Source organism: Pseudomonas sp. 32A (genome assembly GCF_052682255.1).
Genome location: NZ_JBQYLY010000001.1, coordinates 591860 through 605577 on the forward strand (window position 1 = coordinate 591860; position 13718 = coordinate 605577).

13 protein-coding genes are annotated in these 13718 nt (G+C 59.9%); 6 read left to right on the forward strand and 7 right to left on the reverse strand.

Annotated elements, in window-relative coordinates; genetic code table 11:
- Nucleotide 1 precedes the first annotated feature (1 nt).
- Nucleotides 2-493 carry an OmpA family protein gene (locus ACUN0G_RS02570; protein ID WP_421525994.1) on the forward strand — a complete coding sequence of 164 codons (492 nt, stop codon included), beginning with the start codon at nt 2-4 and terminating at the stop codon, nt 491-493.
- A 136-nt stretch (nt 494-629) separates the two neighbouring features.
- Here the strand turns inward: ACUN0G_RS02570 and ACUN0G_RS02575 are convergent, their stop codons facing one another.
- The gene (locus ACUN0G_RS02575) at nt 630-1577 is read right to left on the reverse strand and encodes a LysR family transcriptional regulator (RefSeq protein ID WP_177037391.1); all 948 of its coding nucleotides are present in this window, start codon (nt 1575-1577) and stop codon (nt 630-632) included.
- A gap of 250 nt (nt 1578-1827) precedes the next feature.
- Here ACUN0G_RS02575 and ACUN0G_RS02580 point away from each other — a divergent pair, with 250 nt between their 5' ends.
- Nucleotides 1828-3345, forward strand: coding sequence for a CoA-acylating methylmalonate-semialdehyde dehydrogenase (locus ACUN0G_RS02580; protein WP_445572620.1), 1518 nt, complete (start codon nt 1828-1830; stop codon nt 3343-3345).
- Between the two features lie 14 nt (nt 3346-3359).
- Nucleotides 3360-4247 carry a 3-hydroxyisobutyrate dehydrogenase gene (mmsB, locus tag ACUN0G_RS02585; protein WP_445572621.1) on the forward strand — a complete coding sequence of 296 codons (888 nt, stop codon included), beginning with the start codon at nt 3360-3362 and terminating at the stop codon, nt 4245-4247.
- A 48-nt stretch (nt 4248-4295) separates the two neighbouring features.
- Here mmsB and ACUN0G_RS02590 read toward each other — a convergent pair whose 3' ends face one another.
- Nucleotides 4296-5006 (reverse strand): SIR2 family NAD-dependent protein deacylase, encoded by a 711-nt coding sequence (locus ACUN0G_RS02590; protein ID WP_445572622.1) that lies wholly within the window; start codon nt 5004-5006, stop codon nt 4296-4298.
- A 357-nt stretch (nt 5007-5363) separates the two neighbouring features.
- The gene (locus ACUN0G_RS02595; RefSeq protein WP_003212331.1) at nt 5364-5708 is read right to left on the reverse strand and encodes a cupin domain-containing protein; all 345 of its coding nucleotides are present in this window, start codon (nt 5706-5708) and stop codon (nt 5364-5366) included.
- 377 nt (nt 5709-6085) lie between these two features.
- Here ACUN0G_RS02595 and kynB point away from each other — a divergent pair, with 377 nt between their 5' ends.
- Complete coding sequence (gene kynB / locus ACUN0G_RS02600; RefSeq protein WP_421525990.1) at nt 6086-6736, forward strand: arylformamidase; 651 nt, start codon at nt 6086-6088, stop codon at nt 6734-6736.
- Nucleotides 6733-7590 carry a tryptophan 2,3-dioxygenase gene (gene kynA / locus ACUN0G_RS02605; RefSeq protein ID WP_063033266.1) on the forward strand — a complete coding sequence of 286 codons (858 nt, stop codon included), beginning with the start codon at nt 6733-6735 and terminating at the stop codon, nt 7588-7590. Before kynB ends, kynA begins: the two co-directional genes overlap by 4 nt.
- 177 nt (nt 7591-7767) lie before the next feature.
- Here the strand turns inward: kynA and ACUN0G_RS02610 are convergent, their stop codons facing one another.
- The 4 genes from ACUN0G_RS02610 to antA form a co-directional block, all read right to left on the reverse strand.
- Nucleotides 7768-9168: an amino acid permease gene (locus tag ACUN0G_RS02610; RefSeq protein WP_003212324.1), complete on the reverse strand. Its 1401-nt coding sequence runs from the start codon at nt 9166-9168 to the stop codon at nt 7768-7770.
- A gap of 71 nt (nt 9169-9239) precedes the next feature.
- Entirely contained in the window at nt 9240-10247 is a 1008-nt protein-coding gene (gene antC / locus ACUN0G_RS02615) for an anthranilate 1,2-dioxygenase electron transfer component AntC (protein WP_445572623.1), read from the reverse strand.
- A gap of 125 nt (nt 10248-10372) precedes the next feature.
- Nucleotides 10373-10864 (reverse strand): anthranilate 1,2-dioxygenase small subunit, encoded by a 492-nt coding sequence (gene antB / locus ACUN0G_RS02620; RefSeq protein ID WP_003212320.1) that lies wholly within the window; start codon nt 10862-10864, stop codon nt 10373-10375.
- Entirely contained in the window at nt 10864-12255 is a 1392-nt protein-coding gene (gene antA / locus ACUN0G_RS02625; RefSeq protein ID WP_445572624.1) for an anthranilate 1,2-dioxygenase large subunit, read from the reverse strand. Before antA ends, antB begins: the two co-directional genes overlap by 1 nt.
- A 312-nt stretch (nt 12256-12567) precedes the next feature.
- On the opposite strand from antA, the gene ACUN0G_RS02630 reads away from it, so the two are divergent.
- Nucleotides 12568-13569 carry an AraC-like ligand-binding domain-containing protein gene (locus tag ACUN0G_RS02630; RefSeq protein ID WP_445572625.1) on the forward strand — a complete coding sequence of 334 codons (1002 nt, stop codon included), beginning with the start codon at nt 12568-12570 and terminating at the stop codon, nt 13567-13569.
- Nucleotides 13570-13718 lie beyond the last annotated feature (149 nt).

Consider the following 13718-nt stretch of genomic DNA (forward strand, 5'->3'; position numbering starts at 1 on the left):
CTTGTTCTCGACCGCACGCGTTTTATTCATCACCTTGCTCGTGGCCTTGCTCGCCCTGAGTGGCTGCCAGACACCGCCGCCCAAGGGCCTGACACCGGCGCAAATCGCCGTGCTCAAACAGCAAGGCTTCGAGCTGACTGACGAGGGCTGGGCCTTCGGCCTGTCGGGCAAGGTACTGTTTGGCAGCGACGTCGAGAGCTTGAATGCCCCCAGCACCGAAATCGTCCAACGTATCGGCAAGGCACTGACGGGTGTGGGCATTGAACGCGTGCGGGTTGACGGTCACACCGACGCCTCGGGCAAGGAAACCTACAACCAGCAACTCTCCCTGCGCCGGGCAAAAAGCGTCGCACAGGTGTTGGTGGGCGTTGGCATGAAAGAAGAAAACGTACAAATGCGCGGGCTGGGCAGCAGCGAGCCGGTGGCGTCCAACACGACAGCGGCCGGGCGCACCGAGAATCGGCGGGTGTCGATTGTGGTGATTGCGGACTAAGCCGACGCCCTCGTTCGCTCTATGGAGTGCGTTCAAAAATGTGGGAGCGGGCTTGCTCGCGAAGGCGGTGGATCAGTTGATGTATTGGGTGACTGACACACTGCTATCGCGGGCAAGCCCGGCTCCCACATTTTATTTAATCCGCAAACACCATCTCCCGCGTTTCCCCCATCAACAACGGCTGATTCTGCTCCGTCACCTCACGGATGTAATCCCACAGCAGGGTGATCCGTTTCAGCTTCCTCAGATCCTCGCGGCAGTACATCCAGAACTGCCGCGTGATGTTGATCTCCTTGCCCAGCACCGGCAGCAACCGCGGATCCTGCGCCGCCAAAAAGCACGGCAGGATCGCCAGCGACCGCCCTTGCTGCGCCGCCACGTACTGCGCGATCACGCTGGTACTGCGTAAGCTCGCGCTGGCGCCGGGCACCACGTTCGCCAGGTACAACAGCTCCGAGCTGAAAGCCAAATCATCCACGTAACTGATAAACGGATGCTCGGCCAAATCCGCTGCCCGGCGGATGGGCGGGTGCTGGTCCAGGTATTCCTGAGTCGCGTACAGCTGCAGCTTGTAGTCGCACAGCTTGCAGCACACGTACGGCCCGTGTTCCGGCCGCTCCAGGGCGATGACGATATCCGCTTCGCGCTTGGACAGGCTGATGAAGTGGGGCAGGGGCAGGATGTCCACGGAGATCGCCGGGTAGGTGTCGACGAAGTGGCTCAGTTGCGGGGTGACGAAGAAGCTGCCGAAGCCTTCGGTGCAGCCCATGCGCACGTGGCCGGACAACGCCACGCCGGAGCCGGAAACCTGTTCGCAGGCCATGTGCAAGGTGCTTTCGATGGACTCGGCGTAACCCAGCAAACGCTGGCCTTCGGTGGTCAATACGAAGCCGTTGGTCCGGGACTTTTCAAACAGCAGAGTGCCCAAGGATCCTTCAAGGGAGGTAATGCGCCTCGACACCGTGGTGTAGTCCACCGCCAGGCGCTTGGCGGCGACGCTGGCCTTGCGGGTGCGGGCGACTTCGAGGAAAAACTTCAGGTCATCCCAGTTCAGGGAGCCTAGTGACGTGATGTTTTTTTGCATATTGGACCGGCTTTTATGTGCGTTCTTATTAGAAGTTTGCACATCTATACTCCAAAAACAGTCCGAACGCCTCATGTGTAGGAGCGAGCTTGCTCGCGAAGGGCGTTAACGATAACGCGGGGAGCCTGAATGAATGCGGCGCTCTCCGGTTCTTCGCGAGCAAGCTTGCTCCTACAAAAGTCCGAACGCCTCATCCTCAAGGCGATTCAACGCCTTGGTTCTCTGCATACCTACAAGAATTGGAGACCACATGAACGCATCTGCCGATATTTCCGTGCAACAGGTCAAGCTGCTGATCAACGGCGAGTGGGTCGAGTCCAAGACCACCGAATGGCAAGACATCGTCAACCCCGCTACCCAGCAAGTACTGGCCCGTGTGCCGTTTTCCACCCCAGCAGAAGTCAACGCTGCCATTGACGCCGCCCATCGCGCCTTCCAGACCTGGAAGTTGACGCCGATCGGTGCGCGCATGCGCATCATGCTCAAGCTGCAAGCCTTGATCCGCGAGCACTCCAAGCGCATCGCCGTGGTGCTCAGCGCCGAGCAGGGCAAGACCATTGCCGACGCTGAAGGCGATATTTTCCGTGGCCTGGAAGTGGTCGAGCATGCGTGCTCCATCGGCACCCTGCAGATGGGCGAATTCGCTGAAAACGTCGCCGGCGGTGTGGACACCTACACCCTGCGCCAACCGATCGGCGTGTGCGCCGGAATCACCCCGTTCAACTTCCCGGCGATGATTCCGCTGTGGATGTTCCCGATGGCCATTGCCTGCGGTAACACCTTCGTACTGAAACCTTCTGAGCAGGACCCGCTGTCGACCCTGCTGCTGGTCGAGCTGGCGCTCGAAGCCGGTGTGCCACCTGGTGTGCTGAACGTGGTTCACGGCGGCAAGGATGTGGTGGATGCGCTGTGCACCCACAAAGACATCAAGGCCGTGTCCTTCGTCGGCTCGACCGCCGTGGGGACTCACGTCTACGACCTCGCGGGCAAACACGGCAAGCGCGTGCAATCGATGATGGGCGCCAAGAACCACGCCGTGGTGCTGCCGGACGCCAATCGCGAGCAAACCCTCAACGCTCTGGTCGGTGCCGGTTTCGGCGCGGCCGGTCAGCGTTGCATGGCGACTTCCGTGGTGGTGCTGGTAGGCGCGGCCAAGCAATGGCTGCCGGACCTCAAGGCCCTGGCGCAGAAACTCAAGGTGAATGCCGGCAGTGAAGCCGGTACTGATGTGGGCCCGGTGATCTCCAGGCGCGCCAAGGCACGTATTCTCGACCTGATCGAAAGCGGCGTGAAAGAAGGCGCCAAGCTGGAACTGGATGGCCGTGGCATCAAGGTGCCGGGTTTCGAAGACGGTAACTTCGTCGGCCCGACCCTGTTCTCCGGCGTGACCACCGACATGCAGATCTACACCCAGGAAATCTTCGGCCCGGTGCTGGTGGTGCTGGAAGTCGACACCCTCGACCAAGCCATCGCCCTGGTCAACGCCAACCCGTTCGGCAACGGCACCGGCCTGTTCACCCAGAGCGGCGCGGCGGCGCGTAAGTTCCAGAGCGAAATCGACGTCGGTCAGGTCGGCATCAACATCCCGATTCCCGTGCCAGTGCCGTTCTTCAGCTTTACCGGTTCCCGTGGCTCGAAACTTGGCGACCTGGGCCCGTACGGCAAGCAAGTGGTGCAGTTCTACACCCAGACCAAGACCGTCACCAGCCGCTGGTTCGACGACGACAGCGTCAACGATGGCGTCAACACCACCATCAACCTGCGCTGATCGAGGAGACGACCATGAAGATTGCATTTATCGGCCTGGGCAACATGGGCGCGCCGATGGCGCGCAACCTGATCAAGGCCGGCCATGCGCTGAACCTGTTTGACCTGAACCAGACCGTGCTCAAGGAACTGGCCGAACTGGGCGGCACCATCAGCGCCTCACCGCGTGCGGCAGCAGAAGGTGCCGAGCTGGTAGTGACCATGCTCCCGGCTGCGGTCCATGTGCGCAGCGTATGGCTCGGTGAAGATGGCGTGCTGGCCGGCATCGGCAAAGGCGTGCCGGCGGTGGATTGCAGCACCATCGACCCGCAGACCGCTCGCGATGTAGCAGCGGCGGCGGCAAAACAAGGCGTGGTGATGGCTGACGCCCCGGTGTCCGGCGGCACCGGTGGCGCCCAGGCCGGGACGCTGACCTTCATGGTCGGCGCCACCCCGGAACTGTTCGCCACCCTGCAACCGGTATTGGCGCAGATGGGCCGTAACATCGTCCATTGCGGCGAAGTCGGCACCGGGCAAATCGCCAAGATCTGCAACAACCTGCTGCTGGGTATCACCATGGTCGGCGTCAGCGAAGCCATGGCCCTGGGCGACGCGCTGGGCATCGACACCCAAGTGTTGGCGGGAATCATCAACAGCTCCACCGGGCGTTGCTGGAGTTCGGACACCTACAACCCATGGCCCGGGATTATCGAAACGGCGCCGTCGTCCCGGGGTTATACCGGCGGGTTTGGTGCGGAACTGATGCTCAAGGACCTGGGGCTGGCCACTGAAGCCGCCCGCCAGGCGCACCAGCCGGTGATCCTCGGCGCAGTGGCGCAGCAGTTGTATCAATCGATGAGCCAGCGTGGGGAAGGGGGCAAGGACTTCTCGGCGATTATCAACAGCTATCGAAAACCCCAATAGGGGATTTTCCGGGAACCCGATTTAAATGGGTTCCCGGGTTTTTGCCTGTCAGCGAGCTTTCTGGCCTTTCAGCCAGCAACCTGCAACATAAGGCACCAGGCTTGATGCCTTTCCTCGCATGAATTCATATCCGTAGGGTTTACGCACAACCGCCAGTCCAATAAGGACTTTCTCGGCAGAGTGCCTGGCTTTGGTAACCAAGCCGGCGGCCGGCTGGGTGGTGAGTGACGTTCCCACTACCAGAACCTTCTCTGCGTTTTTGAAGTGCTGCTGTGCTATCTCAAGATTTGGTACGTTTTCGCCATACCAAACGACATGGGGCCGTAGCTGGCTACCTTTTTCGCACAAGTCGCCCAGTAAAATCGGGCCGCCATCGATCTTGTACATCAGTTGTTCATCGACGGTGCTTTGCGCCAGGTTGATCTGACCGTGAAGGTGTAAAACGCACGTGGAGCCTGCGCGTTCATGCAGGTCGTCAACGTTCTGAGTGATCACCACGACATCAAACCGCGACTCCAACGCTGCGATTGCAAGGTGTGCGGCATTGGGTTGTGCGGCATAGACCTTTTTTCGCAACTGGTTATAGAACGTCAGAACTTCTTCCGTATTTCTATGCCACGCCTCAGGAGTTGCCACATCTTCGATGCGATGATCCATCCACAGGCCGGTTTCGTCGTTGAAGGTATCCAGACCGCTTTCAGCACTGATGCCGGAACCTGTGAAAATGACGATTTTTTGTCTATCGAATTCAGCTGCCATAAGTAGGTTCCTTGGCTAATGGCATGATGCGGAGGACTTCTTCGGGAGACGGAAACTGGCATCGAATAGGTCAGAAGATCTTGAATTCAAGCCCAGCTCAAGGCCACGTGCAATCTTGCTATTGTTTTCGCCCTCTGCCGCTAACGCGCTTTCGTGACTTCTCCACCGGCTTAATAAGAATCCCATCGGTATGGCACGTCAATATTCGAATTTTCTCAAGTGCGTGGTTTTCCAATCTCAATCGAGAAGGTCAGCTCTGGCATCGTTCGCTGTTGGAGGGTGAGAACCGCTCATTTTTTATGAAAAAAACCGCCTTTTTGGGGCGGTTTTTTCTTGTGGGCTTTTCTGATTGTTAACTCAGGCAAACACAAAATACTTACGTACCGTCTCGACCACTTCCCACGTCCCCTTCATCCCCGGTTCCACCACAAAGATATCCCCAGCTCGCAAATGGATCGGCTCCAGGCCGTCGGGGGTGATCACGCAGTAGCCTTCCTGGAAGTGGCAGTATTCCCACTTCACGTACTCCACCCGCCATTTGCCGGGGGTGCAGATCCAGGTGCCCATGATCTTGCTGCCGTCCTCGCTGGTGTAGGCATTGAGATTGACGGTGTGGGGGTCGCCTTCGAGTTTTTCCCATTTGCAGGCGTCCAGCACCGGCAGTGGGTGGGTGTCGCGCAGTACGGTGATCGGCTTGGACATGATGATTCCGAGGCAGTGGAAGGGAAGTCCGAACCCTATCGCCTTGGGCCGCCCGCCTGTGGTCTGAACTCGACATCGGGATGCCCAGAAGCGCAGGCGGCCGTTGATCTTGATCCCCTGTAGGAGCGAGCTTGCTCGCGAAGGTCGTTAACGATGACGTTGGCATTCTGACGCCACGCGGGGCCCTCGAGTTTTTCGCGAGCAAGCTCGCTCCTACAGGGGGCAATGCTTGACCGGGCGCTTTGAAACATCCAATCACCAATCAGCCATTTCCTCGCAGTAAGTGCGAAAGATTTCCCGCTTTACGCTGGAATTCGCAAGAATATTTACAGCTGGCCCTCGTATCATTCACCCCAGTAACGACCGAGAGCCTTGAAATGAATCCAATAACAACGTGGTGGGACATCAGCCCGCCCTTGAGCACCGCGACCCCGACCTGGCCGGGCGATACGCCGTTTCAGGAAGAGCGGGTGTGGCAGTTCGGCCCCGAGTGCCCGGTGAATGTCGGACGCATCACCCTGTCGCCCCACACCGGCGCCCATGTGGACGCACCGCTGCACTACAGCGCTGACGGGGCGCCCATCGGCGAAGTGTCCCTGGATGTGTACATGGGCCCGTGCCGGGTGCTGCATTGCCTGGGCAGCGGCGCGCTGGTGCAGCCACATCAGTTGGAAGGCCGCCTGGAGAACCTGCCGGAGCGGGTGCTGCTGCGCACTTATCAACAGGCGCCGCTGGATAGCTGGGATTCGAATTTCACCGCGGTCGCCCCGCAAACCGTCGAGCTGCTGGCCAGCCTCGGTGTGCGCCTGATCGGCATCGACACACCGTCCCTGGACCCGCAGCAGTCCAAGACCATGGATTCCCACAACGCCGTCGCCCGTCATGGCATGGCGATTCTCGAAGGCATCGTCCTGGACGACGTGCCGGAGGGCGATTATGAGTTGATCGCGCTGCCGCTGCGTTTTGCCAACCTCGATGCCAGCCCGGTACGAGCCATCCTCCGCCCGCTCAAGGAGCCCACGCGATGAGCCAGTGTCCTTTCTCCCCTGACTACCAGCCGCCGGAAGAATGGCATAACGCCGAGCTGAATTTTTCCGAGTCCATGAGCTATGGCGACTACCTGGACCTGGGCAAAGTGCTCAGCGCCCAGCACCCGCTGTCGCCGGACCACAACGAGATGCTATTCATCATCCAGCACCAGACCTCGGAGCTGTGGATGAAGCTGATGCTCCACGAACTCAAGGCCGCCCGCGAACACGTGCGCCTGGGGGAGTTGCCACCGGCGTTCAAGATGCTGGCGCGGGTGTCGCGAATCTTTGACCAACTGGTGCACGCCTGGGCAGTGCTGGCGACCATGACGCCGTCGGAGTACAAGTCGATTCGCCCGTACCTGGGCCAGTCGTCGGGGTTCCAGTCGTTCCAATACCGGGAAATCGAATTCATCCTCGGCAATAAAAGCGCGGCGCTGTTGCGGCCCCACGCCCATCGTCCGGACTTGTTGAACGAGCTGAAAGTGGCGATTGCCACGCCGTCGCTGTATGACGAAGCGATCAACCTGATGGCCAAGGCCGGCCTGGCGATCGACCCCAAGCGCGCCGAACGCGATCCGACGGCGCCGACGGTTCACGATGAATCCGTGGAGGCCGCGTGGCGCGAGGTTTATCGCGACCCGAGCCGGTATTGGGACCTGTACCAATTGGCCGAAAAGTTTATCGACCTGGAGGATTCCTTCCGCCAGTGGCGCTTCCGCCATGTCACCACTGTAGAGCGGATCATCGGCTTCCAGCCCGGTACGGGCGGCACCGAAGGCGTGGGCTACCTGCGCAAGATGCTCGACACCGTGCTGTTCCCCGAGCTGTGGCGAGTGCGTTCCACGCTGTAATCAAGGCCCAACAAAAAGCCCCGGTACTCATCAGTACCGGGGCTTTTCATTTGAAATACGATCCAAATGTGGGAGCGGGCTTGCTCGCGAAAGCGGTGGGTCAGTCAATACATCAGGTGACTGACACGACGCCTTCGCGAGCAAGCCCGCTCCCACACAAGCCCGCTCCCACATGGGTTATTGCGCTGTTACTGCCTTCGCGTTATTCAACCGCAACCGGTACGCCACATAGATAATCCCGACCCAAACCGGAATCGCATACACCGACGCCCGCACACCCGGAATCGCCAGCATCACGCAGATGATCATCAGCATGAACGCCAGGCACAGGTAGTTGCTGAACGGGAACCAGAAGGTCTTGAACGACGGCACCACGCCTTGCTCGCCCATGGCCTTGCGGAACTTGATGTGGGTCAGGCTGATCAGCGCCCAGTTGATCATCAGCGAGGCAACCACCAGCGCAAACAGAAGCTCCAGTGCATCATGCGGGGCGACGTAGTTGATCACCACGCACAGCAGCGTCACCAGGGCCGAAATGCCCAGGGCACGCAGCGGCACGCCTTGCTTGTTCAGCTTCATCAGCGCTTTCGGCGCATCGCCTTGCTCGGCCAGGCCGAACAGCATGCGGCTGTTGCAGTACACGCCGCTGTTGTACACCGACAGTGCCGCAGTCAGGACCACGAAGTTAAGGATGTGGGCAGCGGTGTCGTTACCGATCAGCGAGAAAATCTGCACGAACGGGCTGCCGCTGTAGGCATCGCCCGATGCGCCGAGGGTTTGCAGCAGTTGATCCCATGGGTACAACGACAGCAGCACGGTCAGTGCGCCGACGTAGAAAATCAGGATCCGGTACACCACCTGGTTGATCGCCTTCGGGATCACCTTACGTGGCTCGCTGGCTTCGGCGGCGGTAATCCCCACCAGCTCCAGGCCGCCGAACGAGAACATGATGAACGCCATGGACATCAACAGCCCCATGCCGCCATTGGGGAAGAACCCGCCGTGGCTCCACAGGTTGCTCACCGAGGCCTGCGGGCCGCCGGTGCCGCTGAACAGCAGATAGCAGCCGAGCACGATCATGCCGACAATCGCCACCACCTTGATGATCGCGAACCAGAACTCGGTCTCACCGAAGAACTTCACGTTGAGGGTGTTGATCAGGTTGACCAGCACAAAGAACACCACCGCGCTGACCCAGGTCGGAATTTCCGGCCACCAGAACTGGATGTACTTGCCCACCGCTGTCAGCTCGGCCATGCCCACCAGCACGTAGAGTACCCAGTAGTTCCAGCCGGCGAGGAAGCCTGCGTAACCGCCCCAGTATTTGTGGGCAAAGTGGCTGAAGGAGCCGGCGACCGGTTCCTCGACGATCATCTCGCCCAGCTGGCGCATGATCAGGAACGCGATGAAACCGGCTACCGCATAGCCCAGGATCATCGACGGCCCCGCCGACTTGAGCACGCCTGCCGAGCCGAGGAACAGCCCGGTCCCGATTGCCCCTCCCAAGGCAATCAGCTGAATATGTCGGTTCTTCAGGCCACGTTTGAGGCCCACCGGGTTAACCATGTCATCCGCCATTAACATTCCCTTCTACTTGTTTTTTTCAGGGTTGATCGCACACCGAACCAGCCCCTCATACCGCTGAGGGGTCAGATATTACTCTCGGTAAACTTTTCGTAATACAGCTGAACGCCATCAAGTGCCTGATCCAGCAGCCATTGTTTGATGGATTCGACCATCGGTGGCGGCCCGCACACGTACATATCCGCCGATTGATCCCGCAATTCGGCCAGGTCGAAATGCTCGGTGAGGTAGCCACGCTTGCCGGCCCAATCGGGCGTCGGGTCGCTGAGTACTTCGGTGTAGCGAAAGTTTGGGATTTTTTCGGCATAAGCGGCGATGCGCACGGCCTCGCACAAATCTGCCGCACCACGCACGCCGTAATACAGGTGCACCGGCTGTTGGCAAGCGCTGGCGGCCAAGTCGTCAAGCATGCCCAGCAGCGCCGATAAACCAGTGCCGCCGGCCACCAACACCAGCGGTCGGGTGACATGCCGAAGGTAGAAGGCACCCAATGGCGCTTCCAGCAGCACCTCATCGCCGACCTGGCAGCGCTCGCGGATGTAGTTGCTCATCACGCCATCGGGCAGCAGGCGGATCAGGAACTGCAATTGATTGCCCGGGCGGTTGGCGAAAGAGTAGGAGCGCCAACTGTCGGTGCCGGGAATCGACAGGCGGGCATATTGGCCCGGCAAAAAGTCCAATGGGTGTTCAAGCTGCAGGTGCAGAATCGCGGTGCTGGCCGAGACCTGCTGCACATCGCTCACCGTGCCGCGGATTTGTACTGGCCCCGGCGCGTTGCACAGGCTGGAATCAAAATCGAAATAAAACGCCGCGTCGGACTGGACCCGGGTCTGGCAGCTGAGCATTTTGCGTTGTTGCAGGTCGAGGCTGGAGAGGGCTTCCTCGTCCACGTAGTCCTGAGTGAAATCCCCTGATTCGCAACGGCCCTGACAGGTGCCGCATACGCCTTCGCGGCAGTCGAGCGGGATCTTGATGCCGTTGCGCAGTGCGGCATCCAGCAGGATCTCATTGGCGCCCACCGGGAAAAACAGGGTCTTGCCGTCGGCAAAACTGAAGGCCACTTTGTGATTCATATGATCGCTCTCTAAAACGCCGCGTAGCAGCTGTCGAGCCTTGGCGAGGCTGCGTCGGCGGCGCACCTGACACTCCGCAGACGCAGCCTCGCCAAGGCTCGACAGCTGCTACGGGGGGAAGGTGTTCACAGGTGATAGAAGTCCAGCACCGAGTTGATGGTGTCGTTGAGCAGCAGCGCATGCTTGCGGGTGATCAACCAACTGTCGCCATCGGGCTTGAGGCTGTAAGTGGCGCTGCCGTAGAACTGCTCCGACGTCGCCAGCCGATAGAACAACGTGTGCCAGTTCAGCTTCACTTCCAGCAGCCCGTCCGGTTGCTCGGCAATCCGCACGTTGTTGATCAAATGCAGCGTCCTCGGCATCGGCGTGGCCGACGCGGCCTTGCCCGTGCGCAGGCGAAACACCCGATCCTCCAGGCCCGAGCGGTTGGCGTAGTAGATCAGCGACATCTCGCGCTTCGGGTCGCGGGTGTAGACGTGTTCCGAGTCCCACTGCGGCAGGTGGAACTCGCTCTGCGGGTCGAACAACTGCACATACGCGTCCCAATCCTGGGCGTCGCACAGCTCGGATTTACGGTAAAAAAACTGTTCGATCCGGTACTGCAATTGCGCATTCATCATTTCACCTCCCGCAGTTTCAGGGCTTGGGCATCGAGCCCGTCCAGCAGGAATTTCTGCCAGTTGCGGTGCTGGTTGACGTACAGGCCTTCGTGGGTGAATTCGGTGCCGGTCATTGCCGGCTGGATGCCGATGGCTTCGCTGTTGGGCGTCGGCCCGGTTTCCCAGCGGTGGCTGCCACGGGAAATATCGCTCCAGCGCTCCAGGCGGCCCTGGAAGCCGCGCTGGGCTTCGCGAAATTCCACCAGGTCATCCGGCGTGCCCATACCGGAAACGTTGAAGAAATCCTCAAACTGGCGAATGCGGTTTTCACGGTCGGCGTCAGACTCGTTCTTTACCCCCAGGCACTGGCTGATGATCTCGGTCTTGTTCCAGGCGATGGGGCGGATGATCCGCAACTGCGAGCTGATCTGATCGAGGAAAAACAGGCTCGGATAGATGTTCAGGTTGCGCAGGCGGTGCATCATCCACTCGGCTTTTTGCTGGCCGTGTTCTTCGACCAGGCGCGGCATGATGGTGGCGTAGCCCGAACGCACGGTGGGGTTGGGCATGTCACTGAACAACAGGCTGTGGCCATTGTTGAAGGCGAACCAGCCGTCATCGGTATTCGCGTCGCCGGCGCCGAGCTTGCTGTAGTCCAGGGTTGTGCCTGAACCGGTGCCATTCTCGGTATTGACCTGCTGGCGATGCTGCACCGTGGCCACGTAGTTGTAGTGCACGGTGCTGACGTGATAACCGTCCAGGCCGTTTTCGTTTTGCAGTTTCCAGTTACCGTCGTAGGTGTAGGCCGATTTGCCCGGCAGCACTTCCAGCTCACTGGTGGCCGACTGGGCAACCATCATGTCGAAGAACACTTTGGCGTCGCCGAGGAAGTCTTCCAGGCTGTCACTGCCGTTCACGTCGAGGCTGATGAACACGAAACCCTTGTAGCTCTCGATCCGCGCCTTTTTCAGGCCTCGAGTGGCTTTGTCGAACCCCTCCGGGTATTCCCCCGGCGCCTTTACCTTCACCAGCCGGCCATCGCTCTTGTAGCACCAGGCATGGAACGGGCAGGTGAAGGTGGACTGGTTACCCTTGCCGACCCGGGTCAGGGTGGTGCCCCGGTGCTGGCAGGCGTTGATCAGGGCGTTGAGCTGGCCTTCGCCATCGCGAGTGATGATCATCGGCTGGCGCCCGGCGCGCATCGTCACGAAGTCATGTTTGTTGGCCAATTCGCTTTCGTGACAGGCGTAGATCCAGTTCTTTTCGAAGATCAGTTCCATCTCCAGATCAAACAGCTGCGGCTCGGTGAACATGTCCCGGGCGATGCGGAACACTTCATCCACCGGACGAAAGTCCAGGCAGCCTTCAATAAAGCTTTTCCACTGCTCGACGCTTCTTGCACCACTCATGGGAGGCACCTTTTTGATAATGGCTAAACGGGTAGGCCATTAAGAGGCTGCGGCAGGGTGGCGGGCTATCCGGTTAATGGGGGAAGGTGGGCCACTTAGTTGGGCACCAAATACCCACGGCGGTGCAGGGCAGGGGTGGAATGCGCTACTGTCTTGCAAGGCGATTGTCGGAAAAGTCGGTGCGTTATCCACTTAATCGACGGTTGCTATCCACCCAGTGGCAATGCCGCTGGCGTGGCGCAAAACTTGCTGTTGCTCTACCAGGACGCGCCGTCAGAGCGCGCCGGCCACAATTGCCGTGGGTGCCCCGTGATGAGTAGCAATACACGCGATATACGTATCGAGCGCTTCGACCTTGAAGGCGCCTGCAGCTGGATGTCCGGCATTTGCGGGCCGCACCGGCTGCAAACCGCGACGCCGGAACGCATCCGCTTTCACCACAGTGCCAATGTGTTCAAGTCCCGCGCCACCACGCTGGGGATTATTGAGTACGGCACCGACGTCACCATCGACATCGAAGACGCCGAACACTTCAGCAGCTACAGCCTGAGCCTGCCGTTGGTGGGCGAGCAGGAACTGAGCAAGAACGGCGAACGGCTCAGTTCCAACCGCGATCAGGGCGTGATCATCTCGCCCAATGAGCATCAAGTGCTGGCGATTTCCGGCGACTGCCGCAAGTTGCAGGTGGTGATCACCCGCGCGGCGATGAGCGAATCCCTGGAAGGCCTGCTGCAGCGGCCGATTGAAGCGCCGCTGCGCTTTGAGTCGGTGATGGATGCGGTGGATGGCGCCCCGGCGTCGTGGTGGCGCATGGCGCGGTATGTCATCGCCGAACTGGAGCGCAGCAGCGAGCTGTATGACCAGGCGGCGTTTACCCGGGATCTGGAAAGCTCGCTGATCAAGGGCCTGATTCTCGCCCAGCCGAATAACTACTCCGAAGAACTGCGGGACGTGCTGGGGGTGAAGCTGCCGCACTATCTGATCCGTGCGCGGCAGTACATCCACGACAACGCCCGGGAGGCGGTGCATCTGGAGGACCTGGAGGCAGCGGCGGGGGTTTCGCGCTTCAAGCTGTTCGATGCCTTCCGCAAATACTTCGCCCTGTCGCCCATGGCTTACCTGAAGAAATACCGCCTGGGCGCCGTGCGCCAGGAAATTCTCGAACACGGTTCGACCCGAACTATCTCCGAGATCGCCCTGGGTTGGGGCTTTACCCATTTGGGGCGATTCTCGGCCGAGTACCGCAAGCTGTTCGATGAATCCCCCAGCCAGACCCCGCAACGCAACGACGCCCGGCGCATGCGGGGGGCTTGAACAATGAACACACTACTTAAAAACAATGGAGATCAAATGTGGGAGCTGGCTTGCCTGCGATAGCGGTGGCTCAGCTTGTATCTTCTTGGCTGACCCACCGCTATCGCAGGCAAGCCAGCTCCCACAGGGGATTTGTGTTGGTTGTGAGA

What these genes read in the sequence shown, in the direction of transcription:
- ACUN0G_RS02575 (WP_177037391.1), bottom strand. Translation starts at nt 1,577, where the DNA reads ATGCAAAAAAACATCACGTCACTAGGCTCCCTGAACTGGGATGACCTG.
- ACUN0G_RS02580 (WP_445572620.1), top strand. Translation starts at nt 1,828, where the DNA reads ATGAACGCATCTGCCGATATTTCCGTGCAACAGGTCAAGCTGCTGATC.
- mmsB (WP_445572621.1), top strand. Translation starts at nt 3,360, where the DNA reads ATGAAGATTGCATTTATCGGCCTGGGCAACATGGGCGCGCCGATGGCG.
- ACUN0G_RS02590 (WP_445572622.1), bottom strand. Translation starts at nt 5,006, where the DNA reads ATGGCAGCTGAATTCGATAGACAAAAAATCGTCATTTTCACAGGTTCC.
- ACUN0G_RS02595 (WP_003212331.1), bottom strand. Translation starts at nt 5,708, where the DNA reads ATGTCCAAGCCGATCACCGTACTGCGCGACACCCACCCACTGCCGGTG.
- kynB (WP_421525990.1), top strand. Translation starts at nt 6,086, where the DNA reads ATGAATCCAATAACAACGTGGTGGGACATCAGCCCGCCCTTGAGCACC.
- kynA (WP_063033266.1), top strand. Translation starts at nt 6,733, where the DNA reads ATGAGCCAGTGTCCTTTCTCCCCTGACTACCAGCCGCCGGAAGAATGG.
- ACUN0G_RS02610 (WP_003212324.1), bottom strand. Translation starts at nt 9,168, where the DNA reads ATGGCGGATGACATGGTTAACCCGGTGGGCCTCAAACGTGGCCTGAAG.
- antC (WP_445572623.1), bottom strand. Translation starts at nt 10,247, where the DNA reads ATGAATCACAAAGTGGCCTTCAGTTTTGCCGACGGCAAGACCCTGTTT.
- antB (WP_003212320.1), bottom strand. Translation starts at nt 10,864, where the DNA reads ATGAATGCGCAATTGCAGTACCGGATCGAACAGTTTTTTTACCGTAAA.
- antA (WP_445572624.1), bottom strand. Translation starts at nt 12,255, where the DNA reads ATGAGTGGTGCAAGAAGCGTCGAGCAGTGGAAAAGCTTTATTGAAGGC.
- ACUN0G_RS02630 (WP_445572625.1), top strand. Translation starts at nt 12,568, where the DNA reads ATGAGTAGCAATACACGCGATATACGTATCGAGCGCTTCGACCTTGAA.